General features: G+C 65.9%; 21 protein-coding genes. 12 read left to right on the plus strand and 9 right to left on the minus strand.

What is annotated here, in order from left to right; all coding sequences use genetic code 11:
- Window positions 1-13 precede the first annotated feature (13 nt).
- From tkt to B0E41_RS01180, 4 genes are all read left to right on the plus strand, one after another.
- Window positions 14-2,092: a transketolase gene (tkt, locus tag B0E41_RS01165; protein WP_077327930.1), complete on the plus strand. Its 2,079-nt coding sequence runs from the start codon at window positions 14-16 to the stop codon at window positions 2,090-2,092.
- A 43-nt stretch (window positions 2,093-2,135) separates the two neighbouring features.
- Window positions 2,136-3,134, plus strand: coding sequence for a type I glyceraldehyde-3-phosphate dehydrogenase (gene gap / locus B0E41_RS01170; RefSeq protein WP_077327932.1), 999 nt, complete (start codon window positions 2,136-2,138; stop codon window positions 3,132-3,134).
- Between the two features lie 132 nt (window positions 3,135-3,266).
- On the plus strand, window positions 3,267-3,878 hold the full coding sequence (locus B0E41_RS01175) for a TetR/AcrR family transcriptional regulator (RefSeq protein WP_077327934.1): 612 nt from the start codon (window positions 3,267-3,269) through the stop codon (window positions 3,876-3,878).
- Window positions 3,879-3,882: 4 nt separating this feature from the next.
- Complete coding sequence (locus tag B0E41_RS01180) at window positions 3,883-4,785, plus strand: alpha/beta fold hydrolase (RefSeq protein ID WP_077327937.1); 903 nt, start codon at window positions 3,883-3,885, stop codon at window positions 4,783-4,785.
- Window positions 4,786-5,072: 287 nt separating this feature from the next.
- Here the strand turns inward: B0E41_RS01180 and B0E41_RS01190 are convergent, their stop codons facing one another.
- Together B0E41_RS01190 and B0E41_RS01195 are read right to left on the minus strand one after the other, a co-directional pair.
- Window positions 5,073-6,119, minus strand: coding sequence for a 2Fe-2S iron-sulfur cluster-binding protein (locus B0E41_RS01190; protein WP_077327941.1), 1,047 nt, complete (start codon window positions 6,117-6,119; stop codon window positions 5,073-5,075).
- 14 nt (window positions 6,120-6,133) lie between these two features.
- Window positions 6,134-7,765 (minus strand): ethylbenzene dehydrogenase-related protein, encoded by a 1,632-nt coding sequence (locus tag B0E41_RS01195; protein WP_077327952.1) that lies wholly within the window; start codon window positions 7,763-7,765, stop codon window positions 6,134-6,136.
- Window positions 7,766-8,016: 251 nt separating this feature from the next.
- On the opposite strand from B0E41_RS01195, the gene B0E41_RS01200 reads away from it, so the two are divergent.
- Entirely contained in the window at window positions 8,017-9,162 is a 1,146-nt protein-coding gene (locus tag B0E41_RS01200; protein ID WP_171984630.1) for an ABC transporter substrate-binding protein, read from the plus strand.
- Window positions 9,163-9,197: 35 nt separating this feature from the next.
- Here the strand turns inward: B0E41_RS01200 and B0E41_RS26980 are convergent, their stop codons facing one another.
- From B0E41_RS26980 to B0E41_RS01215, 3 genes are all read right to left on the minus strand, one after another.
- The gene (locus B0E41_RS26980) at window positions 9,198-9,986 is read right to left on the minus strand and encodes a hypothetical protein (RefSeq protein WP_077327956.1); all 789 of its coding nucleotides are present in this window, start codon (window positions 9,984-9,986) and stop codon (window positions 9,198-9,200) included.
- Window positions 9,980-10,780 (minus strand): biotin--[acetyl-CoA-carboxylase] ligase, encoded by an 801-nt coding sequence (locus B0E41_RS01210; RefSeq protein ID WP_077327958.1) that lies wholly within the window; start codon window positions 10,778-10,780, stop codon window positions 9,980-9,982. The genes B0E41_RS26980 and B0E41_RS01210 overlap by 7 nt, the downstream gene beginning before the upstream one ends.
- Window positions 10,781-10,918: 138 nt before the next feature.
- Window positions 10,919-11,377 (minus strand): SET domain-containing protein-lysine N-methyltransferase, encoded by a 459-nt coding sequence (locus B0E41_RS01215; RefSeq protein WP_253194529.1) that lies wholly within the window; start codon window positions 11,375-11,377, stop codon window positions 10,919-10,921.
- Between the two features lie 188 nt (window positions 11,378-11,565).
- Here B0E41_RS01215 and B0E41_RS01220 point away from each other — a divergent pair, with 188 nt between their 5' ends.
- Entirely contained in the window at window positions 11,566-14,511 is a 2,946-nt protein-coding gene (locus B0E41_RS01220; protein ID WP_077327962.1) for a DNA topoisomerase III, read from the plus strand.
- A 111-nt stretch (window positions 14,512-14,622) separates the two neighbouring features.
- Entirely contained in the window at window positions 14,623-15,267 is a 645-nt protein-coding gene (locus B0E41_RS01225; protein WP_077327964.1) for a glutathione S-transferase family protein, read from the plus strand.
- 130 nt (window positions 15,268-15,397) lie between these two features.
- Here the strand turns inward: B0E41_RS01225 and B0E41_RS01230 are convergent, their stop codons facing one another.
- From B0E41_RS01230 to B0E41_RS01240, 3 genes are all read right to left on the minus strand, one after another.
- The gene (locus B0E41_RS01230; protein ID WP_077327966.1) at window positions 15,398-16,867 is read right to left on the minus strand and encodes a sensor histidine kinase N-terminal domain-containing protein; all 1,470 of its coding nucleotides are present in this window, start codon (window positions 16,865-16,867) and stop codon (window positions 15,398-15,400) included.
- Between the two features lie 18 nt (window positions 16,868-16,885).
- Window positions 16,886-17,554 (minus strand): response regulator transcription factor, encoded by a 669-nt coding sequence (locus B0E41_RS01235; RefSeq protein ID WP_077327968.1) that lies wholly within the window; start codon window positions 17,552-17,554, stop codon window positions 16,886-16,888.
- Between the two features lie 155 nt (window positions 17,555-17,709).
- Window positions 17,710-18,183 carry a MarR family winged helix-turn-helix transcriptional regulator gene (locus B0E41_RS01240; protein ID WP_077328008.1) on the minus strand — a complete coding sequence of 158 codons (474 nt, stop codon included), beginning with the start codon at window positions 18,181-18,183 and terminating at the stop codon, window positions 17,710-17,712.
- Between the two features lie 165 nt (window positions 18,184-18,348).
- Here B0E41_RS01240 and recA point away from each other — a divergent pair, with 165 nt between their 5' ends.
- Window positions 18,349-19,461, plus strand: a complete 1,113-nt coding sequence (gene recA, locus B0E41_RS01245) for a recombinase RecA (protein ID WP_077327970.1) — start codon at window positions 18,349-18,351, stop codon at window positions 19,459-19,461.
- Window positions 19,462-19,503: 42 nt separating this feature from the next.
- Complete coding sequence (gene recX / locus B0E41_RS01250; protein ID WP_077327972.1) at window positions 19,504-19,953, plus strand: recombination regulator RecX; 450 nt, start codon at window positions 19,504-19,506, stop codon at window positions 19,951-19,953.
- Window positions 19,954-20,087: 134 nt separating this feature from the next.
- Here recX and argC read toward each other — a convergent pair whose 3' ends face one another.
- Window positions 20,088-21,011: an N-acetyl-gamma-glutamyl-phosphate reductase gene (gene argC, locus B0E41_RS01255; protein ID WP_077327974.1), complete on the minus strand. Its 924-nt coding sequence runs from the start codon at window positions 21,009-21,011 to the stop codon at window positions 20,088-20,090.
- A gap of 183 nt (window positions 21,012-21,194) precedes the next feature.
- Here argC and sucC point away from each other — a divergent pair, with 183 nt between their 5' ends.
- The 3 genes from sucC to B0E41_RS01270 all read left to right on the plus strand — a co-directional run bounded on the left by sucC (window position 21,195) and on the right by B0E41_RS01270 (window position 26,139).
- On the plus strand, window positions 21,195-22,355 hold the full coding sequence (gene sucC / locus B0E41_RS01260; protein WP_077327976.1) for an ADP-forming succinate--CoA ligase subunit beta: 1,161 nt from the start codon (window positions 21,195-21,197) through the stop codon (window positions 22,353-22,355).
- Window positions 22,356-22,373: 18 nt separating this feature from the next.
- Window positions 22,374-23,267, plus strand: a complete 894-nt coding sequence (gene sucD, locus B0E41_RS01265) for a succinate--CoA ligase subunit alpha (RefSeq protein WP_077327978.1) — start codon at window positions 22,374-22,376, stop codon at window positions 23,265-23,267.
- 259 nt (window positions 23,268-23,526) lie between these two features.
- Complete coding sequence (locus B0E41_RS01270; RefSeq protein WP_077327980.1) at window positions 23,527-26,139, plus strand: serine/threonine-protein kinase; 2,613 nt, start codon at window positions 23,527-23,529, stop codon at window positions 26,137-26,139.
- Window positions 26,140-26,144 lie beyond the last annotated feature (5 nt).

Here is a 26,144-nt window from a genome sequence, read left to right on the forward strand (position 1 = left end):
CCATATCCTCCCCATGTCCGACGCTGTCAGCACCCCCACCGCCCCTTCCGTCACGCCCCAGACCCAGGCCAACGCCATCCGCGCACTCGCCATGGATGCGGTGCAGGCCGCCAACTCGGGCCACCCCGGCGCGCCCATGGGCATGGCCGACATGGCGGTCGCCCTGTGGGGCCGCCACCTGCGCCACAACCCCACCAACCCGCAGTGGGCCAACCGCGACCGCTTCGTGCTGTCCAACGGCCACGGCTCGATGCTGATCTACGCGCTGTTGCACCTGACCGGCTACAAGCTGCCCATCGGTGAACTGAAGAACTTCCGCCAGCTCGGCAGCAAGACCGCCGGCCACCCTGAAGTCGGCCACACGCCCGGCGTGGAAACCACCACCGGCCCGCTGGGTCAGGGCCTCACCAACGCCGTGGGCATGGCGCTGGCCGAGAAGCTGCTGGCGTCCGAGTTCAACCGCACCGTTGGCGATGTTCAGCACGCCATCGTCGACCACAACACCTATGTCTTCCTGGGCGACGGCTGCCTGATGGAAGGCATCAGCCACGAGGCCGTGGCCCTGGCCGGCGCCTGGAAGCTCAACAAGCTGATTGCGCTCTACGACGACAACGGCATCTCTATCGACGGCCAGGTCGCGCCCTGGTTCATCGACGACACCCCCCAGCGTTTTGAAGCCTGCGGCTGGAACGTGATCCGCGCGGTCGACGGCCACGACGCCGACGCCGTGGACAAGGCCATCGCCGCCGCCAAGAACAGCGCCGACAAGCCCACGCTGATCTGCTGCAAGACCGCCATCGGCAAAGGCAGCCCGAACCGCGCCAACACCGCCAAAGCCCACGGCGAGCCGCTCGGCGCCGAAGAAATCAAGCTCACGCGCGAAGCGCTGGGTTGGCCCCACGCGCCGTTCGCGATCCCGAAAGACGTGTACGCCGCCTGGGACGCCAAAGAACTCGGCAAGTCCTTTGAAGCCGCCTGGAATGCGAAGTTCGCCGCCTACAAGGCCGCTTTCCCCGCGCTGGCCAAAGAGTTCGTGCGCCGCATGAAGGGCGAGCTGCCCAAGCAGTTCCACCAGGTTGCTGTGGACGCTGTGCTCGCCGCCCACACCAAGGCCGAGACCGTGGCCAGCCGCAAGGCCAGCCAGATCGCGCTGGAAGCCTTCACCGCCGCGCTGCCCGAGCTGCTTGGAGGCAGCGCCGACCTGACCGGCTCCAACCTGACCAACACCAAGTTCACGCCCAACCTGCGCTTCGATCTGGCCGGCAACGTGGTCAAGAACGAGGCCGGCCAGGGCGGCCGCCACATCAACTACGGCGTGCGCGAATTCGGCATGGCCGCGATCATGAACGGCGTGGCGCTGCACGGCGGTTTCATCCCCTACGGCGGCACCTTCCTCACCTTCAGCGACTACAGCCGCAACGCCATCCGCATGGCCGCGCTGATGAAGCAGCGCGTGATCCATGTGTTCACGCACGACTCCATCGGCCTGGGTGAAGACGGCCCGACGCACCAGTCGGTCGAACACGCCGCCAGCCTGCGCCTGATCCCCAACCTGGACGTCTGGCGTCCGGGCGACACGGCCGAAACCGCCGTGGCCTGGGCCGTGGCCCTGCAGAACAGCAACAAGCCCACCGCGCTGTTGCTGAGCCGCCAGAACCTGCCCTACGCGCCCAAGCACGACCTTGGCGACATCAGCCGCGGCGCCTATGTGCTGGCCGAGCCCAGCGAAGTGGGCTTGAAGAAAAAGGCCCAGGCGGTGATCATCGCCACCGGCTCTGAAGTGCAGCTCGCGCTCAAGGCGCAGGACCTGCTGGCCCGCGCCTACAACATCGCGGTGCGCGTGGTTTCCATGCCCAGCACCACCACGTTTGACCGTCAGGACGCCGCCTACAAGGCCTCGGTGCTGCCGGCCGGCCTGCCGCGCATCGCGGTGGAAATGGGCTCCACCGACGGCTGGTGGAAATACGGCGTGGCCGCGGTGATCGGCCTCGACACCTACGGCGAGTCCGCCCCGGCACCGGTGCTGTTCGAGCACTTCGGTTTCACCGCCCAGAACGTGGCCGACACGGTGCGCACCGTGTTGACCAAGTGATCGGTTTCGTTTGATTTTTCATCCATCCACAGGAGTACAGGACATGACCATCAAGATCGGTATCAACGGCTTCGGCCGCATCGGGCGCAACGTGCTGCGCAGCGCGATCCAGAACTTCGCGGACATCGAAGTCGTCGCCATCAACGACCTGCTCGAACCCGACTACCTCGCCTACATGCTGCAGTACGACAGCGTGCACGGCCGCTTCAAAGGCACGGTCAAGGTCGAAGGCGGCAACATCGTCGTCAACGGCAAGACCATCCGCCTGACGCAGGAGCGCGACCCCGCCAACCTCAAGTGGGCCGACGTCGGTGCCGACATCGTCATCGAATCCACCGGCCTGTTCCTGGACAAGGTCACGGCCCAGAAACACCTGGACGCCGGCGCCAAGAAGGTCATCCTGTCCGCGCCCTCCAAAGACGACACCCCCATGTTCGTCTACGGCGTGAATGACAAGACCTACGCCGGCCAGGCCATCATCAGCAACGCCAGCTGCACCACCAACTGCCTGGCCCCCGTGGCCAAGGTGCTGAACGACAAGTGGGGCATCAAGCGCGGCCTGATGACCACCGTGCACGCGGCCACCGCCACGCAGAAGACCGTGGACGGCCCGTCCAACAAGGACTGGCGTGGTGGCCGCGGCATCCTGGAAAACATCATCCCCAGCAGCACCGGCGCGGCCAAGGCCGTGGGCGTGGTGATTCCTGAGCTGAACAAGAAGCTGACCGGCATGAGCTTTCGCGTGCCCACCTCCGACGTGTCGGTGGTCGACCTGACTGTTGAACTGAACAGCGAAGCCAGCTACGCCGAGATCTGCGCCGAGATGAAGGCCCAGAGCGAAGGCGCCCTGAAGGGCGTGCTGGGCTACACGACCGACAAGGTGGTGGCGACCGACTTCCGGGGCGAGACCTGCACCAGCGTGTTCGACGCCGACGCCGGCATCGCGCTGGACAGCACCTTCGTGAAGGTCGTGGCCTGGTACGACAACGAGTGGGGCTACTCCAACAAGTGCCTGGAGATGGCGCGCGTCGTGGCCGGCTGATCGCCCACCCTGCTCCACAAAGAAGCGCCTTCGGGCGCTTTTTTGTTGAACGGCGGGTGTTCACCGGACGCCGTGAACCCAGGTGACAGCCGGGCACTTGACACTAGACCGACCGGTCTATAGATTCACCCCATGCCCGATATTTCCACCCCAGGTACCCGCGAACGCCTCATCACCGCCATGACCGACGCGCTGCGCCGCCGTGGCCTGCACGGCATTGGTCTGACCGAGTTGCTGCAGCAGGCCGGGGCGCCCAAAGGCGTGCTCTACCACCACTTCCCCGGCGGCAAGACCGAGCTGGCGATCGCGGCGATCGACGCGGTGGTGGACCGCATGCTGCGCGGGCTCGACACCCTGCTGACCGCCACGCCCGATCCGCTCGTTGCACTGCGCCGCTGGGTCGGCGGCGCCACCGCCCGGCTGCAGGACAGCGGCTTCGAGTCCGGTTGCCCCCTGGCCACGGTGGCGCTGGAGAGCACCGCCCAGGACGCGGCGCTGCGCGAAGCGCTGGCCCGGGCGTTCACTCGCCTGCGCGAACGCATCGCCCAGGCGCTGGAGCAGGCCGGCGAGCCGCCCGCGCAGGCGCAGGGCCTGGCCGCCCTCATCGTGGCCGCCTACGAAGGCGGCCTGCTGCAAGCCCGCGTGGCGCAGGGCAGCGAACCGATCCAGCAGGCCATGACGAGCTTGCTGGCCCTGCTGTCGGCGCGTTCACCCGGCGCGCACGCCTCTTCTGAAGGAGCCTGATCCCATGTCCTCATCCGTTGACCTGGACGTCCCCGCAGCACCCCCCGTGGCCGGCGAGCGCTTGAGCCTGCGGGCGGCCGATGGCTACCCGCTGGCGGCCTACCGTTACAGGAGCCTCACGCCGCCGCGCGCGCACCTGGTGGTGGGCGGCGCCACCGGTGTGCCCCAGGGCTTCTACCGGCGCTTTGCCGAGCACGCGGCGCAGCGGGGCTTCGACGTGCTCACCCTGGACTACCGGGGCATCGGCCAGTCGGCCCCGGCCACGCTCAAGGGCTTTCGCATGGACTACCTCGACTGGGGCCGGCTCGATCTGGCCGCCGGCGTCGAGGCCATGCGCCAGGACGGCATGCCGCTGTACCTGGTGGGCCACTCCTACGGCGGCCACGCGCTCGGGCTGCTGCCCGACCCCGGCGCGGTGGACGGTGCCTACACCTTCGCCACCGGCGCCGGCTGGCACGGCTGGATGCCGCCGCTGGAGCGGCTGCGGGTGCTGTTCCTGTGGCGCGTGCTCGGGCCGGTGTGGACGCGCGCGGCCGGCTACCTGCCCTGGAGCCGGCTGGGCATGGGCGAAGACCTGCCGCTGGACGTGTACCGCCAGTGGCGCCGGTGGTGCAACTACCCGCGCTATTTCTTCGATGACCCGCGCATGCGGGCCGTCACCGAGCGCTTCGGCGATGTGCGCTTTCCCATCGTGGCGGTCAACGCGCTCGACGACGCCTGGGCCCCTCCGGCCTCGCGCGACGCCTTCATGGCCGGCTACCGCAACACCGCGGTGCGCGCCGTGAGCATCGACCCTCGCAGCGCCGGTCTGGGAGCCATCGGCCACATGGGCTACTTCCGCCCGCGGGCCCGACCTTTGTGGAACGACGCCCTGGACTGGTTCGAGGGGCAGCGGCTCAGCGGCTGAGCGTTGCTCGAACACGCCCGAAAGACGCTCAAGCGCTCAGTCGCAACGCTTGAGCGGCTTGCACGCCAGCAGGGCGCCCAACCCGGCCACCGCATCGCGCTGGACAGCACCTTCGTGAAGGTGGTGGCCTGGTACGACAACGAGTGGGGCTGTTCGAACAAGTGCCTGGAGATGGCACGCGGGTGCCCTGGGGGTGCGGCACTCGCTCCGGATGCGCGTCCGTTGTTCGGAAGAAAAAAGCCGCTGTTTTCACAGCGGCTTTTTTCATGCTCGGGGAATTCTGGCTTTTACAGATCGCCCCAGCCGGTCAGGCGGGCCCAGAGACTCTTCTTCTCGGGTTCTGAGGCGTAGAACGCATCGGCGCGGATGCGCCGCGGATCGGCGCCGCGCCCGGTGGCTGAGGCCTTGACGGCGTCCACCATGGGTGGCGGACCGGCCACGTAGATGCGCGCGTGCGCCAGGTCGTGGAAGTCCTGCTCCAGGATCTGGTGCACGAAGCCTTTGCGTGCAGATTCGCGCGCCGTTTCCGAAAACACCGGCGTGAAGCGGAAGCCGTGCTCCTGGGCGCGGGCGTTCAGTCGCGAATCGGCGTAGAGGTCGCGCTCGGCGCGCACGCCGTGGTACAGGTGCAACTGTTCGGGTGCTACGCCGTCTTTGAGCGCCGCGTCCAGCACCGAGAGGATGGGCGCCAGCCCGGTGCCGCCGGCCAGCAGCAGCAGCGGGCCGGTGTGCGCCTCTTCCAGGCCTTCCCAGTAGGCGTCGCCAAACGGGCCGCGCACTTCCACGCTGTCACCCTCACGCAGCTGTGTGGCCACGTGCTGGCTCACCATGCCGTCGGGCACGATGCGGATGTGGAACTCCAGCAGGTCCTGGCCCGGCTGGCTGGCCATGGAGTACTTGCGCGCCGGCAACTTGCCAAAACGCAGCTTGGCAAACTGGCCCGGGTGGAAGTTGAAACCCTGCCCGGGAGGAGCGGCCAGGGTGACGACGAACACGTCGTGCGCCACCGGGGCCACGCGGAACACCCGCCCGTAGAACTTCACCATGGGCTTGGGCAGGGCGGCGGACGAGAGCCAGCTGATCGTCACGTCCGACACCACGCGCGAACGGCAGGCCAGGATCCTGCCGTTGGCCCGCTCCTCCTCGGACAGAGCGCCCGGGCTGTAGCCGTCCATCGCCACTTCACCTTCAAGCAGCTGGCACTTGCAGCTGCCGCACTCACCGGTGCCACAGCCGTGGGGAAAGGGCACCCCGGCGTCCAAGGCGGCTTCAAGGATGCGCAGACGCCCGGCTTCGATGGGCTGGGGCCACTGGCGGATGTGTATCTGGGCCATGGGATTGCAGATCCTTATTGCAGTTGCAGCTTCAGAGGCTGCACATGGCGTGTGTGGCGCACCTGGTTGTGGTCGAACACGCCCACCCACATGAACATGCCATTGACGATCGGCTGGTCGTAGGGGGAGCTGGTGTCCAGCTTGCGCGAGGCCTCGATGGTCCACCAGCCGTCCTTCCACACCGCGTGCGCGCTGACGTCGCCACGGTCGCCCTCAAACGGCTTGTCGTACACCACTGAGGGCAGCACCGTGCCCACGGGGATGGCGGCGTCGGCTTCGGGGGTGTAAGGCACGGTGTCGGCCTTGGCCATGGCGAAGCGGCCGTCGTCGCCCACGTTTGGGTCCGGGTCGAAGTGGCCCATGGCCTCCTTCATGGTGGCAAGGTTTTTGGGCAGGGACTTGAGGGTCACGTACTCGGAATCAGGGATCTTGGCGAAGTTCTGGTCGAAGCCGCCGCCGGTCTTCGGGTCCTGCGTGTAGCCGCCGGTGTAGCGGCCGGGCTTGGCGTCCATCAGGTCGCCAAAGTAGTTGTCGTCGAATTGGTGGATCGAGGCGGAACGCACCCCCTTCCAATGCCAGACGTCGGCCAGGCTGCCGTCGGTGGCGGCGTGCAGGCCCAGACCGTTGGACGGGCCGGGCTTGTCGCTGAAGGGCTTGGGACCCAGGCGCACGGTGTTGCCGGCGGCCACCGGCGACTGGGCCAGCATCACGGCGAACTTGTCTTCGTAGTATTCGTTTTCGTCGTTCTTGAAGTAGTTGCTTTCCACGACCTTCCAGCCGCCTTCGGTCTTGATCACCGGGGTGTGCTTCTGGCTGCGCGTGGCGTCGGGCCAGCGGAACAGGAAATAGGCCTTGTCACCGTCGTGCAGGGCCTTGATGTAAACATCCACCTCACCGGTGCCGCCCAGGTTGAAGCCTCGGGCGGTATGAACCACCACTTCGCTGGCATGCGCCCACTGGGCGTCGGTCATGTCACCGTCCAGCGCGGGCGCGGCGTCGGTCTTGGCGATGCTCAGCGTCGTCTGTGCGCCGCGGTCCACCACGTAGGCCACGGCTGCTCCGGCCACCCCGGCCGTCAGCGCCACGGCCGCGCCCAGGCCGTAGGCCATGCGTGGGCTCATGATCTTGAGCAGTTGGCGCACACCGCCCATGACCACCTGGGCCAGCACGTGCAGGCCCATGTAAAGCACGAAACCCCAGGACAGCAGCTCATGGATGCGCACCAGCGGGTTGGTGGGCAGCACGCCGGGGAAGAAGTACATCATCACGCCGGTCACGAAGGCGCCCAGCAGCAAGCCGAACGATACCCAGTAAATCAGCTTGTTGATGGCCGCCCAGCGCGTGGCGTGGTCCGGGTTCCTGAGGGCAGACAGGCGCAAGGTCAGGCGGCCCCCAAGACCTAGCTTGACCAGGAAGGCGATGTAGGCGATCACCAGTGTGGTCAGCACCGCGGCACTGACGAAGTGCCAGCGCAGGACATTGCCTTGCAGCAGCAGCACATCGACCCAGCGCAGCAGCGGCGAGCTGTCGGTCATGCTGGCGATGCGCCAGCCGGTGGAGACGCTGACCATCAGGGCCAGGACCAGGCCCCAGTGCATCAGCACCGTGGGCAGATCGGAACGGGGGCGGTTGGCAGTGGTGTTCATGAACTATTCGTGGGGTTTTTTTGCACAGACCTTCATGGCGTTGCGCCAGCCAGCCGGCTGGGCACACAAATAGTATTGGCACTTTGCTATCGTTACTCCTTGAGAGTAGACAAAATGTTGCTTTCACGTCATCGGGTCGCCCGATGCGTTGCCGAGGCCACAATGCCGTGGCGCCGGCAACGGCAGGTGGCTTTCAGTCGGTGCTGGCCGACGCCGCACCGGTTCTTGTTTCAGGTTTCAGGAGTCTTCGCATGATTCGTTTGCCTCTTCTGGCGTGTCGCCAGCTTTTGATCTGGTTCCTGGGTCTGGCTTGCGCCGGTCTGACGCAGGCGCAGGGTGTGACGGACACCAGCATCGTGCTGGGCCAGAACCTGACGCTGCAGGAAGGCAAGAACAGCTATGGCGTGGCCGCTGCCCACGGCATGAAGCTGTACTTCGACCAGGTCAACGAGGCCGGCGGGGTGCATGGCCGCAAGATCGTCGCGCGCATCCTGGACGACGACAACAAGGCCGACAAGGCCGAAGCCAATGCCCGCCAACTGGTGTCCGATGGCGCCTTCATCCTGTTCGGGGCCATCGACGGAGGACCTTCCGCCGCCGTCATGAAGGTGGCCAACGACCTCAAGGTGCCCTTCTTCGGTCCGCTGGCCGGGCCGCCCACCTTGCGCAGCCCGCACCAGCCGCTGGTGTTCCCGGTGCGGGCCGAGCACAAGGACGAGTTCCAGGCACTCATGGACTGGGGCAAAAAGACGGGCTTGAAAACGGTCGGTTTCTTGCGTGCAGATTCCCCTGCCGGCCAGATGCACCTGGCCAACGTGCAGCGCATCGCCAAGGCGCTGGGATTGGAGGTGGTGGTCGACATCCCGTTCAAAGGCGACATCAGCGACGCCCAGATCGCCGAGTGGGTCAAGGCCATCGGCACCAGCCAGACCGACATGTTCATCAACCACGGTTCGGCCGGGCTGTACCAGAGGCTGGTCGCCCACGCCAAGAACGCGGGCCTGAAGACCACCTTCATGGCGGTCAACTCGGGCTCGTCACAGATCGCCAAGGGCCTGGGGCCGCTGGCCAAAGGCATGGTGTTCGCGCAGGTGGTCCCCAACCCCCGGGCCCGCAAGCTGGCCATTGCCCGCGAATACCAGGACGCCGCGCGCAAGGCCGACCCCAAGGCCGAGTTCAGCTACGGCGCGCTGGAGGGCTACATGACCGCCAAGGCGATGGTGATGAGCCTGGAGGCCACCGGGCGCAACCTGACCCGGGCGCGCTGGTTGCAGACCATGACCAACGCACACTTCGACCTGGGAGGTGTGGACATCCAGTACAAGCCGGGCAACCACGAAGGCTCGCACTTTGTCGACCTGTCCATGGTGGATCGGGAAGGCCGTTTTCTTCAGTGAGATGGCAACGGTCGACCGGACGGCCCTGAAGCCGCTCAGTTGCAGCGCTTGAGCGACTTGCCCGCCAACAGGGCGCCCAACCCGGCCACGGCATCGCGCTGCGTGGGGGTGATGCGGGGCAGGCGCAGTGTGGAACTGACCGACTCGGCGCGCTCCTGCGCCACCCTGGCCGTGCGCACCCCGGTGCGCACGATGTCCGCCAGGGCCTTCTCGGCCGCCGCTTCGCTGGAGTAGGTGCCCAGCGCCAGGCCGGGGCCCAAACCAGCCGTGGAGAGCTCGCGGAAGGAGACCTTCAAATCACGCAGCTCGGTCTTCTTGCGTTCCACCTGTTCCTGGTTGTCGTAGCGGCCCATGTAGACGATCCAGCGCCCGCCGCTGCGGGCTTCGTTGAACTGCCAGCTGCGCGGCAGGTCGAGCTGGGTCAGGGCGCTTCGCAGCGCCTCAGTCTGGGCCTCGGTGAAGCCGCCGGCCTGCCAGCACGCCGTGGTCTCAGGCTCTTGGGCCACGGGGGTCGATGCCTGGGCCAGTGTGGCGGGTGCGGGTGCTTCTGTGGTTTCGCTGGCGGATGCCGCAACGGGTTCGGGTGGTGTGGCGGGCGCCTCGGCGTCGGGTCCTGTCGCCTCCGGGCTGGGGCCCGCCGTCTGCGGCTGCGCCGAGCGCGGCCCATTGAGCAGGCGCAGCATGTCGGGTTGGACCTGCCCCTTCAAACGTTCGGGTTCATGCTGTTCTTGGGGCATCAGACCCAGCGCTTCCAGACGACCTTGCGTCCACGCGTAATAGCCGAGGTTGGCAAGCAGCAGAAGGATGGCCACCGCTCTCAGCATGGCCGCACGCTCACTTCGGCGCTGGTGACTTCGCGCAGACCCTGTGGCGTCAGCACCTGCAGGGCACCCTGGCGGCTGACCCCCTCGGCGATGCCTTCGACGCCGTCGGACAAACGCACGGCGCGGCCGCTGAGGGCATCGCGCACCGCGAAGCGTGCCGCAAACGGCGCGAACCCCTCGCGCTCGAAGCGCTGAACGTCGCGAACCAGGGCGGGCACGACCCGTTCCAGCACCTCCCCGACCGTGACCCCGACCAGCACCTCGGCCAGTCCGGCCGGTGCCACGGGGGGCAGCGAGGTCGCCGCACCCGCCAACGCAGCCACGACCGCGTTCTCTGGGCGAGCGATGTTGATGCCCACACCCACGACCACCGTGCGGCGAGCGGTGGCGCTGTCACCGGTGCCGGCGGTTTCGACCAGGATGCCACCGAGCTTGCGCTCGTGCAGCCACAGGTCGTTGGGCCACTTCAGGCGCACGTCGGGATGGAGGCTCTCAGCGAGGCTCACCCCCACGGCCAGCGAGAGCCCCGACCAGTCGGCCGGCGCCAGCGGCAGGGCGAGCGAAAACGTCAGCGACTGACCGGCCCTGCTGTGCCAGCCCTTGCCCAGGCGCCCGCGCCCCGCCGTCTGCTCCTCGGCGGCCAGCAGCACCGGCTCCAGAAGCCCGGCACGCGCGCGGCGCATGAGCTCGCTGCTCGTGGAGTCGATGCTCGGCAGCACCTCGACGGTGAAACCCGGCAGATCGGGCACCACCGATTGCCAGACAGACTCGACGTGGGCGAGCAGGTCAGACATGGTCTGCAATAGACAGGGACTGGCACGTCTCTGCGCCGGAGCGCGTGAAGCCGCCCAGGGCACCCGTGGAACCGGCTTTGCCGGGCCACAGGGTGCGTCCCCCCTTCAGGGGGGAAGACGCGAAGCGGCGCAGGGGGGTCATCCCAATTTCGAGGCGCGGCCTGCCCGCTTTGGCGCCAGCAGCGTGCCTCGGCACTTGGGCGCGCCGCACCAGCAGGGGTACTCGGCCTTGAGTTTGGGGGTGTAGGGCTCGTCGATCACCAGGCCGTAGTCGTAGAACAGCTCTTCGCCGGCGGCGATGTTGCGCTTGGCGCGGATGAACACGCGGCCCTCGTCCACCTCGGCTTCGCAGTTGGGCGCGCAGCTGTGGTTGATCCAGCGGGACGAGTTGCCACCGAACTTGGCGTCGATCACATGGCCTTCGTCGATGTGGAAATAGAAGGTGTGGTGCGGGTCGTTCGGGTCGTGCGGGTGGCGGCGCAGCGCCTCGTCCCAGCTGATGATCTCGCCCACATATTCAATCAGTGCCTCGCCCTCGGCCAGGTCCACCACCGCGTACACGCCCTTGCCGTGCACGCCGGAGCGGCGGGTCTGGATGCGGCGGCTGTTGGGGGCGACGGGCTGGGCAGCGGAAGGGCGCGGCTGCGCCGGGCGGGGGCTTTTGGCGAAACCTGCGGTTTTCTTCACGGCCGGAATTTTTGGTAAGGTTGTTTCATGCAGGTGCGCGCGTGTGTGTGCGTACCCATGTGTGCGCGTGCATGCGCGCGTGAAAGCCAATTGTAGAGATGAAAACCCTGGTCATTGCCGAGAAGCCATCCGTGGCCCAAGACATCGTGCGAGCACTCACCCCGACGGCGGGCAAGTTCGAGAAGCACGATGATCATTTTGAAAATGACACCTACGTGGTGACCTCCGCCGTGGGTCACCTGGTGGAGATCGCAGCGCCCGAGGAATTCGACGTCAAGCGCGGCAAGTGGAGCTTTGCCCACCTGCCCGTGTTGCCGCCCTACTTTGAACTCAAGCCGATCGACAAGACCAAGTCGCGCCTGTCCGCTGTGGTTCGGCTGGCCAAGCGCAAGGACGTGACGAAGCTCATCAACGCCTGTGACGCGGGCCGCGAGGGCGAACTGATCTTCCGCCTGATCGAGCAGTACGCCGGTGGTCTCAAAGGCGGTTCATATCAGGCGCTGGGCAAACCGGTGCAGCGCCTCTGGCTGCAGTCCATGACGCCGGCGGCCATTCGCGACGGCTTTGAGCACCTGCGCAGCGACGCCCAGATGCAGGGACTGGCCGACGCGGCGCGCAGCCGCTCCGAGGCCGACTGGATGGTGGGCATCAACGGCACGCGCGCCATGACGGCGTTCAACTCGCGCGACGGCGGCTTCTTTCTCACCACGGTCGGCCGGGTTCAGACGCCCACGCTGTCCATCGTGGTCGAGCGCGAGGAACAGATTCGCGCCCACCGCAGCCGCGACTACTGGGAGATCCATGCGTCCTTCCTGGCCGAGGCCGGCGAGTACCCGGGCAAGTGGTTCGATCCGGCCTTCAAGAAGCCCACGGGTGACGACGCCGACGCTGACCAACGCGCCGACCGTCTGTGGAACCAGCGCGATGCGCTCGCCATTGTTGAGGCCGTTCGAGGCAAGGCCGCCAGCGTCACCGAAGAGAGCAAGCCCACCACGCAGGCCAGCGGATTGCTGTACGACCTGACCAGCCTGCAGCGCGAGGCCAACGGTCGCTTCGGCTTCTCCGCCAAGACCACGCTGCAGCTGGCACAAAGCCTGTACGAACGCCACAAGGCCCTGACCTATCCGCGGACCGACTCGCGCGCCCTGCCCGAGGACTACCTGCCCACGGTGAAGCAGACCTTCGAGATGCTGGCGAGCAGCGGCATGAATCACCTGGCGCCGCACGCGCTGACCGCGCTCAACGGCGGGTACATCCGCCCGAGCAAGCGCATCTTCGACAACAGCAAGGTGTCGGACCACTTCGCCATCATCCCCACGCTGCAGGCACCCAGCGGCCTGAGCGAAGCCGAACAGAAGCTGTACGACCTGGTGGTGCGCCGTTTCCTGGCGGTGTTCTTTCCCAGTGCCGAGTTCATGGTGACCACGCGCATTTCGAAAGTCCTGAATCACCACTTCAAGACCGAGGGCAAGGTGCTGGTCAAGCCGGGCTGGATGGCCGTCTACGGCAAGGAAGCCGCCGAAGACGTGGTCGATGCCAAAGAGGGCGACAAAGGCCAGAACCTGGTGCCGGTGCGCGAGGGCGAGACGGTGCGCACCGAATCGGTCGAGGCCAAGGCCCTGAAAACTAAGCCGCCCGCGCGTTACTCTGAAGCCACGTTGCTCGGCGCCATGGAAGGCGCGGGCAAGCTGATCGACGACGACGAGCTGCGCGAGGCCATGCAGGAAAAGGGCCTGGGCACGCCCGCCACGCGCGCGGCCACCATCGAAGGTCTCCTGACCGAGAAGTACATGTTCCGCGAAGGCCGCGAGATCATCCCCACGGCCAAGGCCTTCCAGCTCATGACGCTGCTGCGTGGCCTTGGCGTGGAAGAACTCTCCAAGGCCGAACTCACCGGGGAGTGGGAACACAAGCTGGCTCAGATGGAGCACGGGCAGCTCAGCCGCAGTGCCTTCATGGCCGAGATCGCGCAGATGACCGAGCGCATGGTGAAGAAGGCCAAGGAATACGACCGCGACACCATCCCCGGCAACTACGCCACGCTCGCCACGCCCTGCCCCAACTGCGGCGGCGTGGTGAAGGAAAACTACCGCCGCTACGGCTGCACCGGCGCCGACGGCAACAGCGATGGCTGCGGTTTTTCGTTCGGCAAGTCACCGGCCGGTCGCACCTTCGAGCCCGAAGAGGCCGAACAGCTGCTGGCGACGAAGAAGATCGGTCCGCTGGAGGGCTTCCGCTCCAAGGCGGGTTGGCCTTTCGTGGCCGAGATCGTGATCAAGTTCAACGAAGAAGACAAGAACTGGAAGCTGGAGTTCGACTTCGGCGACGACAAGAAGAACGAAGAGACCGGTGAGCTGGTGGACTTCACCGGCAGCGAGTCGCTCGGTGCCTGCCCCAAGTGCGGCAGCCCGGTGCATGAGCACGGTGCCAACTACGTGTGTGAAAAATCGGTGCCCACCGATGCGCAGGCCACACCGAGCTGCGACTTCAAGAGCGGCAAGATCATCCTGCAGCAGCCGGTGGCGCGCGAGCAGATGCAAAAGCTGCTGGCCACGGGCAAGACCGACCTGCTGGACAAATTCGTTTCCATGCGCACGCGCCGCGCGTTCAAGGCCTTCCTGGCCTGGGACAAGGAAGCGGGTAAGGTGAACTTCGAGTTCGAGCCGCGCACCAGCAAGTTCCCGCCGCGCAAGACGGCGGCCGGCGCGCCGGCCAAGGTGGCGCCGGCGAAGAAGGCAGCTGCCAAGGCCGCGCCGGCCAAGAAAGCCGCGGCCAAGAAGACGCCGGCGGTGAAAGCCCCGCGCAAGACCACCGCCGCCAGCGGCAAACAGCCCAGCGCCGCCTTGGCTGCGGTGATCGGCGCAGACGCCGTGTCGCGCCCCGAAGCGGTGAAGAAGCTGTGGGACTACATCAAGGCCAACGGTCTGCAGGACGCCACCAACAAACGCAACATCAACGCCGACGCCAAGCTGGAACCGGTGTTCGGCAAACCGCAGGTGACGATGTTTGAGATTGCGGGCGTGCTGGGCAAACATTTGGCATGACCCCCCGCGCCGCTTCGCGTCACCCCCCTTGCAGGGGGGCCACACTGGCGGCCCTGCAAAGCCGGTTCCGCGGTGTGCTGGTGCCTTAAATCCCTCGCCATGGAGACTGCTATGAGCCTCAAGCTCTATTTCGCCCCCGGCGCCTGCTCGTTCGTGCCGCACAGCATGCTGGCATTCTCCGGTGCGGCGTTCGAACCCGTCAGCGTGAAGCTGCACAAGGGTGAGCAGCGCTCGGCCGAGTACCTGGCGCTCAATCCGCGCGGCCAGGTGCCGGTGCTGGTGGACGACGGCTTGGTAATCACCCAGATCGTCGCCATCCTGCTGCACCTGGATGCCAAGCTGCCCGAGGCTGGCATCTTGCCCGTGTCGGGCGTGGCACGCACACGAGCGCTGAGCACACTGGCCTGGATGAACAACACGGTCCACCCCACGTTCACCCACGTGTTCATGCCTGAGAAGTTCACCGACGATGAAGCGGCGCAGCAGGCGATCAAGCGGTTTGCGGTGGAGAGTTACCGCGGTCTGCTGAGCGAGATCGAGGCCTTGGCCGCGAACGCCGCGCCGTGGCTGACGGGCGACCGCCCGGGCGCGCTCGACGCCTATGCGCTCACACTGCTGCGTTGGGGCGGCATTGCCGGCATCGACCCCACCGGGTTCACCGCCACCTGGGCGCTGGTCCAGCGCTTTGCCGCGTTGCCAGCGGTGGCCACGGTCATCGAGCGTGAGCGCCTGCAACTCAATCTGTACCGGAAGTGAAGCACCCCCGCCGCGCTTCGCGCGACCCCCAAGGGGGCGGCACTGGCCGTCCGGCAAAGCCGGCCCGGCGGTGCCCTGGGAGGCATCGTTTCATGCGCAGGGGTGGCGCGCCGGCGCCATGGAAAACGGTTCATTCGTCGGCGGGTCTTCTGGCCGCAAAACGGATCGCCACACGCAAGCCGCGGCGGGGGCCTTCGGCGTGCGTGTCTTCCATCATGACCACGGCGCCGTGCTGCTGGGCGATCTCATGCACGATCGCCAGACCGAGGCCGGAGCCGTCCACGTTGGTCCCCAGCGCGCGGTAGAAGGGCTGCAGCACCAGCGCCCGTTCGTTCTCCGGGATGCCCGGGCCGTTGTCCTCGACCTGCAGGATCTGCACGCCGCTGAACCGGTCGAACAGCACCCGGACGGTCACGATGCCGCCCTGGCCTGAGTAGTTGATCGCGTTGTCCACGAGGTTGCGGACCATCTCCTGCAACAGGGTCGGGTTGCCGTCCATCAGACAGATCTCGGGCATGTCTTCCGGGCCTTCGTAGCCGAGATCGATGCCGTGTTCCAGCGCCCTCGGCACCGAATCCCGGACCACGTCGGTGACCAGCTTGGCCAGATCGATCTGCGCGGTGGGCAGCGCCCGACCCGTGGTTTCTGCGCGGGCCAGTGCCAGCAGCTGGTTGACCGTGTGGGTGGCGCGCGAACTGGAGCGGGCGATCTGCTTCAGCGAACCGCGAATCTCCTGCGGGTCTGTTTCGCGCTGCGCCAGCTCGGCCTGCATGCGCAGACCGGCCAGCGGGGTCTTGAGCTGGTGCGCTGCGTCGGCCAGAAAGCGCTTCTGCGTGGTGAGCGAGGTCTTCAGCCGCGTGAGCAGGTCGTTGATGGACGAGACCAGGGGCGCCACTTCCTGAGGGATGAACGATTCTTCGATGGGGCTGAGGTCGTCGGGCTTGCGCGCGCGGATCTTCTGTTCCAGCTCATTGAGCGGGCGGATGCCGCGCACCAGGGCCAGCCAGACCAGCAGCACCGCCAGCGGCAGGATGACGAACTGCGGCACCATCACGCCCTTGATGATTTCGGTCGCCAGCGTCGACCGTTTGCCCTTGGTCTCGCCCACCTGCATGAGCACCAGTTGCTTCCCGTCGGTGCCGCGCGCCAGCCAGGCGTAGGCCACGCGCACCTCATCACCCCGCACCATGTCATCGCGCAACAGGACACGGCCGGGTTCGGGTGTCTCGGGGTCGTCGGGCAGGGGGAAATCGCCTTCACCGCTGATGAGCTGACCGCGTGCATCGAGCACCTGGTAGTAGACGAGGTCGCTGTCATCGGCCCGCAGCAGGTCGCGGGCCTGGGGCGTGAGGTTGAAGCTGACCTTCTTGTCGGTGGCCACCACAAACTGCGTGAGTGCCTGCAGGTTGAACTCCAGCGCACGGTCAAACGGCTTGGTGGCGATGCCCTGCGCCACGAACCATGTCAGCGCCAGCGACAGCGGCCACAGCAGCAGCAGCGGCGTGAGCATCCAGTCCAGGATCTCACCAAACAGGCTGCGCTGTTCGCGCTGGAACAGCCCAAAGGAGATGCGCGCGCCGTCGTGCTGCTCGTCGGCCATGTCAAAGCGCAGGCACGGTCAAATCTTCTCCAGGCAATAACCCAGCCCCCGAACCGTGGCGATGCGGATCGGACCTTTCTCGATCTTCTTGCGCAGGCGGTGGATATAGACCTCGATGGCGTTGTTGCTCACCTCTTCGCCCCACTCGCACAGGCGCTCGACCAACTGGTCTTTGCTCACCAGCCGCCCGGCGCGCTGCAGCAGCACTTCGAGCAGGCCGAGTTCACGCGCCGAGAGCTCGACCATCTTGCCGTCGATGGTGGCCACGCGGCCGGCCTGGTCGTACACCAGCGGGCCGTGCTTGATGGTGGAGCTGGCGCCGCCCATGCCACGGCGCGTGAGGGCACGCACGCGGGCCTCCTGCTCCTGCAGCGAAAACGGCTTGGCCATGTAGTCGTCGGCGCCGTAGTCCAGACCCTTGACACGTTCGTCGATGCTGTCGGCCGCGGTGAGGATCAGTACCGGCAGCGCGGAGCCGCGCGAGCGCAGGCGTTTGAGCACTTCCAGCCCGTGCATCTTGGGCAGGCCCAGATCAAGGATCAGCAGGTCGAACTCGTTGTTCGTCATCAGGGCGGCGTCGGCTTCGTTGCCGCTGGCCACATGGTCCACCGCCGCGCCGGCCGCACGCAGGCTGCGCAGCAGGCCATCGGCCAGAACCTGGTCGTCTTCGGCAATCAGGATGCGCATGCGGGTCTCCTATGGGCTGCGGGTGCCGCCTGTTGTCTGGGGCATGGGGATGAGAGGCGCTGTCTGATTCGCTCTGCGGTTCATTTTAGGCCGCTGCGTGCCGCTGTTCCGGCCGGACAAACCCGCGTGCGCGACCCGACCAGGGTGCGGTTCGCTCAACTGCCGTAGGCCTCCAGCCCCAGTGCCACCACGGTGGCCACGTCGTCGCCCACCTGCGCTCGGAACTCGGTCTCGGCACGCGCCACCGCCAGGCGAAACGCTTCGAGCCAGAGCAGGCCGGTGGCGGTGAAAACGATGCGCCGCGCTCGCGCGTCCAGCGGGTCGGGCTCGCGCCGAACCAGGTCCCAGGCTTCGCACTGGGTGACGAGATCGCCCATGGCCTGCTTGCTCATGCCGGCGCTCTGCGCCAGTTCGGTCAGGCGCGAACCCTGCAAGCCCAGGTGGCGGGTGATGTGGACGTGGGCTGCCCCGATCTGCGCGCGCGCGGCGAGGTTGGACAAGGCCAGCGGCACGTTGGCATCGTGGGCCATCAGGTGCAGCACACGCTCGTCAAAGCGGCGCAAGGCCAGACCCAACAGGCGGCCGAGGTGGGCGCTGCGCCAGCGGTCGTCTGGCGGGGTTTCTGGCATGTGCAAAGCGGGTTGAATGACCATGGGTTAATGGTAAGGCAAACTGATCAATAAATCGGTTGAAGCCGATGTATTCAACGATAAACTGCTGTTCAAGCATCCAGCCTGTACATAAAAACAAAGGCAGGAAGCGAACACTCACTCACTCGTACAGGAGCCTTCAACATGGATGCAGCCGTCAAACCCAACCCCGTCAACGCCGAAAAAGCCAAAGCCCTGCAGGCCGCGCTGGCCCAGATCGAAAAGCAATTCGGCAAGGGCACCATCATGCGACTGGGCGAAGGCGAGGTGATCGAAGACATTCAGGTCGTCTCCACCGGCTCGCTGGGGCTGGACATTGCCCTGGGCGTCGGTGGGTTGCCGCGCGGCCGGGTGGTGGAGATCTACGGTCCGGAATCGTCGGGCAAAACCACGCTGACCCTGCAGGTGATTGCCGAGATGCAGAAGCTGGCCGGCACCTGCGCCTTCGTGGACGCCGAGCACGCGCTGGACATCCAGTACGCACAGAAGCTGGGCGTGAACCTGCAAGACCTGCTGATCTCCCAGCCCGACACGGGTGAGCAGGCGCTCGAAATCGTCGACTCGCTGGTGCGTTCCGGCGCGGTGGACCTGATCGTGGTCGACTCGGTGGCCGCGCTCACACCCAAGGCCGAACTCGAAGGCGAAATGGGCGACAGCCTGCCCGGTCTGCAGGCTCGCCTGATGAGCCAGGCGCTGCGCAAGCTCACCGCGCATATCAAGAAGACCAACTGCATGGTCATCTTCATCAACCAGATCCGCATGAAGATCGGCGTCATGTTCGGCAGCCCCGAAACCACCACCGGTGGCAACGCGCTCAAGTTCTACGCCTCGGTCCGCCTCGACATCCGCCGCACCGGCACCATCAAGAAGGGCGAAGAGGCGATCGGCAACGAAACCAAGGTCAAGGTGGTGAAGAACAAGGTCGCACCCCCGTTCAAGACGGCCGAGTTCGACATCCTGTTCGGTGAAGGCATCAGCCGCGAAGGCGAAATCCTGGACTTGGGCGTGCTCAACAAGGTGATCGAGAAATCCGGCGCCTGGTACGCCTACAACGGCGAGAAGATCGGTCAGGGCCGCGACAACTCGCGCGAATTCCTGCGCGAAAACCCCGAGTTGCGTGTCGAGATCGAAAACAAGGTGCGCACCGAGCTGGGGGTTCCGCTGCTGCCGGTGGACGAAGTGCCCGTACCCGCCAAGGCTGGCAAAGCCGACAAGGCGGCGGCCAAGGCGGAAAAAGCCGACGTCCTGAGCGAGTGAGTGTGTTGAGCGCGGTGCCACAGGCGGTGGAGCATTCGTCGCATGGCGTTTGATCAGATCTCGCTCAAAGGCCGCGCCCTTCGCCTGCTGGCCGGGCGCGAGCATTCCCGCGCCGAGCTGGAGCGCAAGTTGAAGCCTCATGAAACGGAGCCCGGCGAACTGACCCGCGCGCTGGACGAGTTGGACGCCAAGGGCTTCATCAACGAACAACGTGTTCTTGAATCCGTGGTGCACCGCCGCGCCGCCCGCCTGGGTGCCGCCCGAGTGAAGCAAGAACTGCAGGCCAAGGGGCTGGACCCGGCTGCGGTGGCCGAGGCGGTCGCCCAACTGCGTGGCACGGAAGTGGAGCGGGCGCGCGAGGTCTGGCGCAAGAAGTTCGGATCACCGCCGGCCGATGCGGCCGAGCGCGGCAAGCAGATGCGGTTTTTGCTCGCCCGCGGTTTTGGCGCCGAAGCGATTCGCCGCGTGGTGAGCGGCAGCGAGGACGACTGATCCGCCGCCATCCCAGCGGCGGGTGCGCCACCGGAGCGAATGCCTTACCCAGCACATGCCGAAGAACCGGCTTTGCCGGGCCAAAGGCGTGGTCCCTGTGGGGGAAGCCGCGCAGCGGCGCAGGGGGGTGGGGTTTACAGCCCCAGCATCAGCTGCAGGTTTTGCACTGCGGCGCCGCTGGCGCCCTTGCCCAGGTTGTCCAGTCGCGCAATCAGCACGGCCTGGCGGTGTGCTTCATTCGCGAACACGCGCAATTCCAGTTGGTTGGTGTCGTTGAGCGCTGTGGCGTCCAGCTTGCCGTCGGCAGTGGCTGGCATCACGCTCACCCAACCTCCAGCGGCCACGCTGGCGGCGTAGTGCGCCACCAGCGCGTCGTGCAAATCGCTGGCCTTTGGCGCACCCGGCAGATCGTCCAGGTGCAGCGGCAGTTGCACCAGCATGCCCTGGCGGAAATTGCCCACGGCGGGGATGAAGATGGGCCGGCGACTCAGGCCGGTGTAGCGCAGTATTTCAGGAATGTGTTTGTGAGAAAGGCCCAGCGCATAGGCTTCATGCAGCGGTGCTTCGCCTTTTTCATACGCCTCGATCATGGTGCGACCGCCACCGGAATAGCCGCTCACCGAAGGCAGGGAAACCGGGAAGTCCTGGGGTAGAAGACCCGCGTCCACCAGCGGGCGCAGCAAGGCGATGGCGCCGGTGGCGTAGCAGCCGGGATTGGCCACGCGGTCGGCATCCGCCACAGCGGCGCGCTGATCGGCGCAGAGTTCGGGGAAACCATAGACCCAGCCCGGCGCGCAGCGGTGCGCGGTGGACGCGTCGATGATGCGCGGCTTCTTGCCCGGCAGACCGTCCACCATGGCGACCGATTCGACGGCTGCGTCGTCGTGCAGGCACAAAATCACCAAGTCGGCCTGCGCCATGAGTTCGCGCTTGGCTTCGGGGTCTTTGCGCCGCTCGGACGCGATGCTCAACAGCTGGATTTGTGGCATCTGCTGCAGCCGCTCGCGGATCTGCAGGCCGGTGGTGCCGGCTTCGCCGTCGATGAAGATGGTGGCCATATCGTCTCCTGTCGGTGTCAGTCAGGGTTCAGCGACGGCTTCTATAATTATGCATTACGTAAGCCGCTGCTTATAGTTTGGTGCGTTGCACCATGATACAGTCGCCGGCTGTCGTGTTCACTGCCCGCGCCCCGGCCGTGCCCTTTGGTCGGAGCGCACAACCTCCAGTCTGAGAGAGACCTCATGAAAATCCACGAGTACCAAGGCAAGGAAATCTTGCGTCAGTTTGGTGTGCCGGTGCCCCGCGGCATCGCAGCGTTCACGGTGCAGGAGGCGGTGGAAGCCGCTCAAAAGCTGGGCGGCCCGGTCTGGGTTGTCAAGGCACAGATCCACGCCGGGGGCCGTGGCAAGGGCGGTGGCGTCAAGGTCGCCAAGACCATTGAGGATGTCAAGCGCATTTCAGGCGAAATCCTGGGCATGCAGCTCAAGACCCACCAGACCGGTCCCGAAGGCCAGAAGGTGCGTCGCCTGTACATCGAAGACGGTGCCGACATCAAGAATGAACTGTATGTGTCGCTGGTCACCGACCGCGCGACCCAGAAGGTGGCGTTGATCGCTTCGAGCGAAGGCGGCATGGACATCGAAGAGGTCGCCCACTCCACGCCCGAAAAGATCATCACCGAGATGATCGATCCGCTGACCGGCATCACCGAAGCTCAGTCGCGCAAGGTCGCTGCGGCCATCGGCCTGACCGGTGCTTCCGTGGACCAGGCCGTGGACATCTTCGCCAAGATCTACAAGTGCTACATGGACACCGACGCGTCCCTGGTGGAGATCAACCCCCTGAACTGCGATTCCAAGGGCAACCTGATGGCCCTGGACGCGAAGTTCAACTTCGACGCCAACGCGTTGTTCCGCCACCCCGAGATCGTGGCCTACCGCGATCTGGACGAAGAAGATCCGGCCGAAATCGAAGCCTCGAAATTTGACCTGGCCTACATCAGCCTGGACGGCAACATCGGCTGCCTGGTGAACGGTGCCGGTCTGGCCATGGCCACCATGGACACCATCAAGCTGTTCGGCGGCGAGCCGGCCAACTTCTTGGACGTGGGCGGTGGCGCCACCGCCGAGAAGGTCACCGAAGCCTTCAAGATCATGCTCAAGAACACCAAGGTCAAGGGCATCCTGGTCAACATCTTCGGCGGCATCATGAAGTGCGACACCATCGCCACCGGCGTGATCACCGCCTGCAAGGCGACCAACCTGAGCGTGCCGCTGGTCGTGCGCATGAAGGGCACCAACGAAGAGCTGGGCAAGAAGCTGCTGGCCGAGTCCGGCCTGCCGATCATCGCTGCCGACACCATGGCCGAAGCGGCGACCAAGATCGTTGCTGCCGTCAAATAAGCCCGGAGAAGAAACACCATGTCGATCTACATCAACAAAGACACCAAGGTCATCACCCAGGGCATCACGGGCAAGACCGGTCAGTTCCACACCGAGAAGTGCCAGGAATACGCGAACGGCAAGAACTGCTTCGTGGCCGGCGTGAACCCCAAGAAGGCCGGCGAGTCGATCTTCAACATCCCGATCTATGCCTCCGTCAAGGAAGCCGCGCAGCAAACCGGCGCCACCGTGTCGGTGATCTACGTGCCGCCCGCAGGCGCTGCCGCAGCGATCTGGGAGGCCGTCGAGGCCGATCTGGACCTGGCCGTGTGTATCACCGAAGGCATCCCGGTCAAGGACATGCTGGAAGTGCGCAACCGTATGAAGGCCAAAGAAGCCGCTGGCGGCAAGAAGACCCTGCTGCTGGGCCCCAACTGCCCCGGCCTGATCACACCCGAAGAGATCAAGATCGGCATCATGCCCGGTCACATCCACCGCAAGGGCCGCATCGGCGTCGTGTCCCGTTCGGGCACGCTGACCTATGAAGCCGTGGCCATGCTGACCGAAGTGGGGCTGGGCCAGTCGAGCGCTGTCGGCATCGGTGGTGACCCGATCAACGGCCTGAAGCACATCGACGTGATGCGCGCCTTCAACGACGATCCCGACACCGACGCCGTCATCATGATCGGCGAGATCGGTGGTCCGGACGAAGCCGAAGCCGCCATGTGGTGCAAGGCGAACATGAAGAAGCCCATCGTCGGCTTCATCGCTGGCGTGACGGCCCCTCCCGGCAAGCGCATGGGCCACGCCGGTGCGCTGATCTCCGGTGGCGCCGACACGGCCGATGCCAAGCTCGCCATCATGGAAGAGTCGGGCTTCATCATCACGCGCAACCCTTCCGAACTGGGCAAGCTGCTCAAAGCACAGCTCTGATTCGGCCGTAAGGCTCATGTGAAAAAGGCAACGCTTGCGTTGCCTTTCTTTTTTGGGCGCTCCGAAAATGACCTTTGAAGTTCCTTGCCTCGCTTGATGTGGAGCGCTGGTTGCAACAAAATGCAACGTTTATGCGCCCGGCGGTCTTGTCGATACCGCGAGATGCCTTCGCACCGTTTGCCCAGCCCTCCCGGCCGAAACGGGCTCCCCACGCCAACAAGGTTGGAAATTGCCCCGCTCCCCCGAACGCCGCCAAGTCATGCCCCCGAACGCCCGCCGCCGGGGCTGGCACTCGGACGCACTGATTGGCTTGGCAGTGGTGTCGGGTGTGCTGGTACTGCACACGACCACCGATCTCTTTAGCGGTCTGGAGCGACGCTTCTACGATTTCGCGAGCAGTCACAACGCGCGCACGCCCAGCGACCGCATCGCCATCATCGCCATCGACGACCAGAGTATGGCCAACATCGGCCGTTGGCCTTGGCCGCGCGAGGTGCATGCTCAGCTGATCGATCAACTCAAGACTGCGGGTGCCAAGACGGTGGCCCACACCGCGCTGTTTTTTGAACCGCAGGCAGCGCCCGGCCTGGACAGTCTGCGCGCCTTGCGTGGGCAGATCGAGGGCGGCACGCTGACCGACCTGGGCCCGCTGTCGCGCGACACCTTGGTCCGCGCCATCACCGAGGCAGAGCAGCGGCTCGACGCCGACACCCGTCTGGCGACCACCATGGCGCGCGCGGGCAATGTGATCGTGCCTTCGGTGTTTGAGCTTGGCGAACCTCTGGGCCGGCCGGACCAGCCGCTGCCGGCCTTTGCGCAGAAAAGCGCGCTGGTGGACGCGACCGGTTTCGGATTCCCGGCCGCACAGTCGCAGCAGCCCATCGCCGTCGTGGGCGAGGCGGCGGTGGCCGTGGCCCACCTCAACCAGTTGCAGGACAGCGACGGCGCAGTCCGGCAGGAGCCGCTGCTGCTGAGCTTCGACGGCCACGCCGTGCCCAGCATGGGGCTGGCGGTGGCCGCGCACAGCCTGAACCTGGGGCCGCAGGATGTGCGCCTGTTGCCCGGCGAGGCGGTGCAGCTCGGGCGCCAACGCATAGCGACCGACGAACTCGCGCTCGTGCTGCCGCAGTTTTACCCTGACCGCGACGGGCGCCCCGCGTTTGCGGTGGACAGCTTTTACGACGTGGTCTCGGGCAAGATCCCGGCCAGCAAGTACGCCGGCAAGATCGTGATCGTGGGCGCCACTGCGGCCGGCGTGGGCACCGTGTTCACCACGCCCGTGGCGTCTGCCATGCCCCCTGCGGTGATCCTGGCGCACATCAGCTCCAGCATCCTGCAGGGCCACTTCATTGCCCAGCCGGTGTGGGGCGGCATCGCCGTGGCGGCGCTGGTGCTGGCGGTGGTGATCTATCTGGTGTTGGCGCTGCCACGGCTGTCAGCGGCCAGAGGCGCCTGGGTGTCGGGCTCACTGTTCGTTGCCATGCTGGGCGCCGAGTACGGCCTGCTGGCGTCGTCGGCCGCCTTGTGGCTGCAGTTGGTGTTCCCGGCGTCGCTGTTGCTCCTCGGCCACCTGGCCCTGGTCACACGGCGCTTTGGCGTGACCGAGGCGCGCAAGGTGGCAACCGATGCAGAGTCGGCCGAAACCAACCGCATGATGGGCCTCGCGTTGCAGGGGCAGGGTCAGCTCGACATGGCCTTCGACCGACTGCGTCGGGTGCCGCACGGCGAAGCGCTGATGGACAACCTCAAACAGCTCGCACTCGACTTCGAACGCAAGCGCCAGTTCAACAAGGCGCAGTCGGTGTACGAACACATGGCCGGGCTGGACCGTGTCGATACCGATGTTCAACAACGTCTCCAACGGGCGAAAAGCCTGTCGGAAACCGTGGTGCTGGGCGGTGGTGCATCGCATCCCGGCGGTACCTTGCTGCTCGCGGGGGGCGGTATCGAGAAACCCATGCTCGGGCGCTACCAGGTCGAGAAAGAACTGGGCAAGGGCGCCATGGGCGTGGTCTATCAGGGGCGTGATCCCAAGATTGGCCGGGTGGTGGCCATCAAGACCCTGGCGCTGGGCGCCGAATTTGAGGGCAGTGAACTGCAGGACGCGCGTGAGCGCTTTTTCCGCGAGGCCGAAACCGCCGGGCGCCTGCAGCACCCCAACATCGTCACCATCTTCGACGCCGGCGAAGAACACGACCTGGCCTTCATCGCCATGGAATTCCTGCAAGGCCGTGACCTCCTTGATCACGCCCGACCCGGGGCGCTGCTGCCCGTGGCCACGGTGCTGGTGATCGGGATCCGAGTGGCACAGGCACTGGACTATGCGCACCGGCAGAACGTGGTGCACCGCGACATCAAGCCCGCCAACATCATGTACGACCCGGTCTCTGATACGGTCAAAGTCACCGACTTCGGTATCGCCCGCATCACCGATGCCAGCCGCACCAAGACCGGCATGGTGCTGGGCACACCGAGCTTCATGTCGCCCGAGCAGCTCGCCGGGAAGCACATTGATGGCCGTTCCGACCTGTACTCGTTGGGCGTGACCTTGTTCCAGCTGTTGACAGGGACGCTGCCGCTGAGAGCCGATTCGATGGCGGCGCTGATGTACCAGATCGCGAATGAGGCACCGCCCGATGTGCGCAGCCTGCGGCCAGAGTTGCCGACGGCCCTCACAGATATACTGAGCAAAGCCATGGCCAAGGCACCGAAAGACCGCTGCCAAACGGGTGCCGAGTTCGCGAAAAGCCTTCTGGACCTGACAGGGCAACTCGCCATCCCGGCAGGCCCTCACAGTGGGGACGATCCTGAGCGGGGTTGCACACAAGTTTTCGAAAAAACGCTGATCGCTCCCCACTTTCACGAGGTATGAGCGAA

Origin of the sequence: Hydrogenophaga sp. A37 (genome assembly GCF_002001205.1) — a bacterium.
Classification (GTDB): Bacteria; Pseudomonadota; Gammaproteobacteria; order Burkholderiales; family Burkholderiaceae_C; genus Hydrogenophaga.

What these genes read in the sequence shown, in the direction of transcription:
- tkt (WP_077327930.1), top strand. Translation starts at nt 14, where the DNA reads ATGTCCGACGCTGTCAGCACCCCCACCGCCCCTTCCGTCACGCCCCAG.
- gap (WP_077327932.1), top strand. Translation starts at nt 2,136, where the DNA reads ATGACCATCAAGATCGGTATCAACGGCTTCGGCCGCATCGGGCGCAAC.
- B0E41_RS01175 (WP_077327934.1), top strand. Translation starts at nt 3,267, where the DNA reads ATGCCCGATATTTCCACCCCAGGTACCCGCGAACGCCTCATCACCGCC.
- B0E41_RS01180 (WP_077327937.1), top strand. Translation starts at nt 3,883, where the DNA reads ATGTCCTCATCCGTTGACCTGGACGTCCCCGCAGCACCCCCCGTGGCC.
- B0E41_RS01190 (WP_077327941.1), bottom strand. Translation starts at nt 6,119, where the DNA reads ATGGCCCAGATACACATCCGCCAGTGGCCCCAGCCCATCGAAGCCGGG.
- B0E41_RS01195 (WP_077327952.1), bottom strand. Translation starts at nt 7,765, where the DNA reads ATGAACACCACTGCCAACCGCCCCCGTTCCGATCTGCCCACGGTGCTG.
- B0E41_RS01200 (WP_171984630.1), top strand. Translation starts at nt 8,017, where the DNA reads ATGATTCGTTTGCCTCTTCTGGCGTGTCGCCAGCTTTTGATCTGGTTC.
- B0E41_RS26980 (WP_077327956.1), bottom strand. Translation starts at nt 9,986, where the DNA reads ATGCTGAGAGCGGTGGCCATCCTTCTGCTGCTTGCCAACCTCGGCTAT.
- B0E41_RS01210 (WP_077327958.1), bottom strand. Translation starts at nt 10,780, where the DNA reads ATGTCTGACCTGCTCGCCCACGTCGAGTCTGTCTGGCAATCGGTGGTG.
- B0E41_RS01220 (WP_077327962.1), top strand. Translation starts at nt 11,566, where the DNA reads ATGAAAACCCTGGTCATTGCCGAGAAGCCATCCGTGGCCCAAGACATC.
- B0E41_RS01225 (WP_077327964.1), top strand. Translation starts at nt 14,623, where the DNA reads ATGAGCCTCAAGCTCTATTTCGCCCCCGGCGCCTGCTCGTTCGTGCCG.
- B0E41_RS01230 (WP_077327966.1), bottom strand. Translation starts at nt 16,867, where the DNA reads ATGGCCGACGAGCAGCACGACGGCGCGCGCATCTCCTTTGGGCTGTTC.
- B0E41_RS01235 (WP_077327968.1), bottom strand. Translation starts at nt 17,554, where the DNA reads ATGCGCATCCTGATTGCCGAAGACGACCAGGTTCTGGCCGATGGCCTG.
- B0E41_RS01240 (WP_077328008.1), bottom strand. Translation starts at nt 18,183, where the DNA reads ATGCCAGAAACCCCGCCAGACGACCGCTGGCGCAGCGCCCACCTCGGC.
- recA (WP_077327970.1), top strand. Translation starts at nt 18,349, where the DNA reads ATGGATGCAGCCGTCAAACCCAACCCCGTCAACGCCGAAAAAGCCAAA.
- recX (WP_077327972.1), top strand. Translation starts at nt 19,504, where the DNA reads ATGGCGTTTGATCAGATCTCGCTCAAAGGCCGCGCCCTTCGCCTGCTG.
- argC (WP_077327974.1), bottom strand. Translation starts at nt 21,011, where the DNA reads ATGGCCACCATCTTCATCGACGGCGAAGCCGGCACCACCGGCCTGCAG.
- sucC (WP_077327976.1), top strand. Translation starts at nt 21,195, where the DNA reads ATGAAAATCCACGAGTACCAAGGCAAGGAAATCTTGCGTCAGTTTGGT.
- sucD (WP_077327978.1), top strand. Translation starts at nt 22,374, where the DNA reads ATGTCGATCTACATCAACAAAGACACCAAGGTCATCACCCAGGGCATC.
- B0E41_RS01270 (WP_077327980.1), top strand. Translation starts at nt 23,527, where the DNA reads ATGCCCCCGAACGCCCGCCGCCGGGGCTGGCACTCGGACGCACTGATT.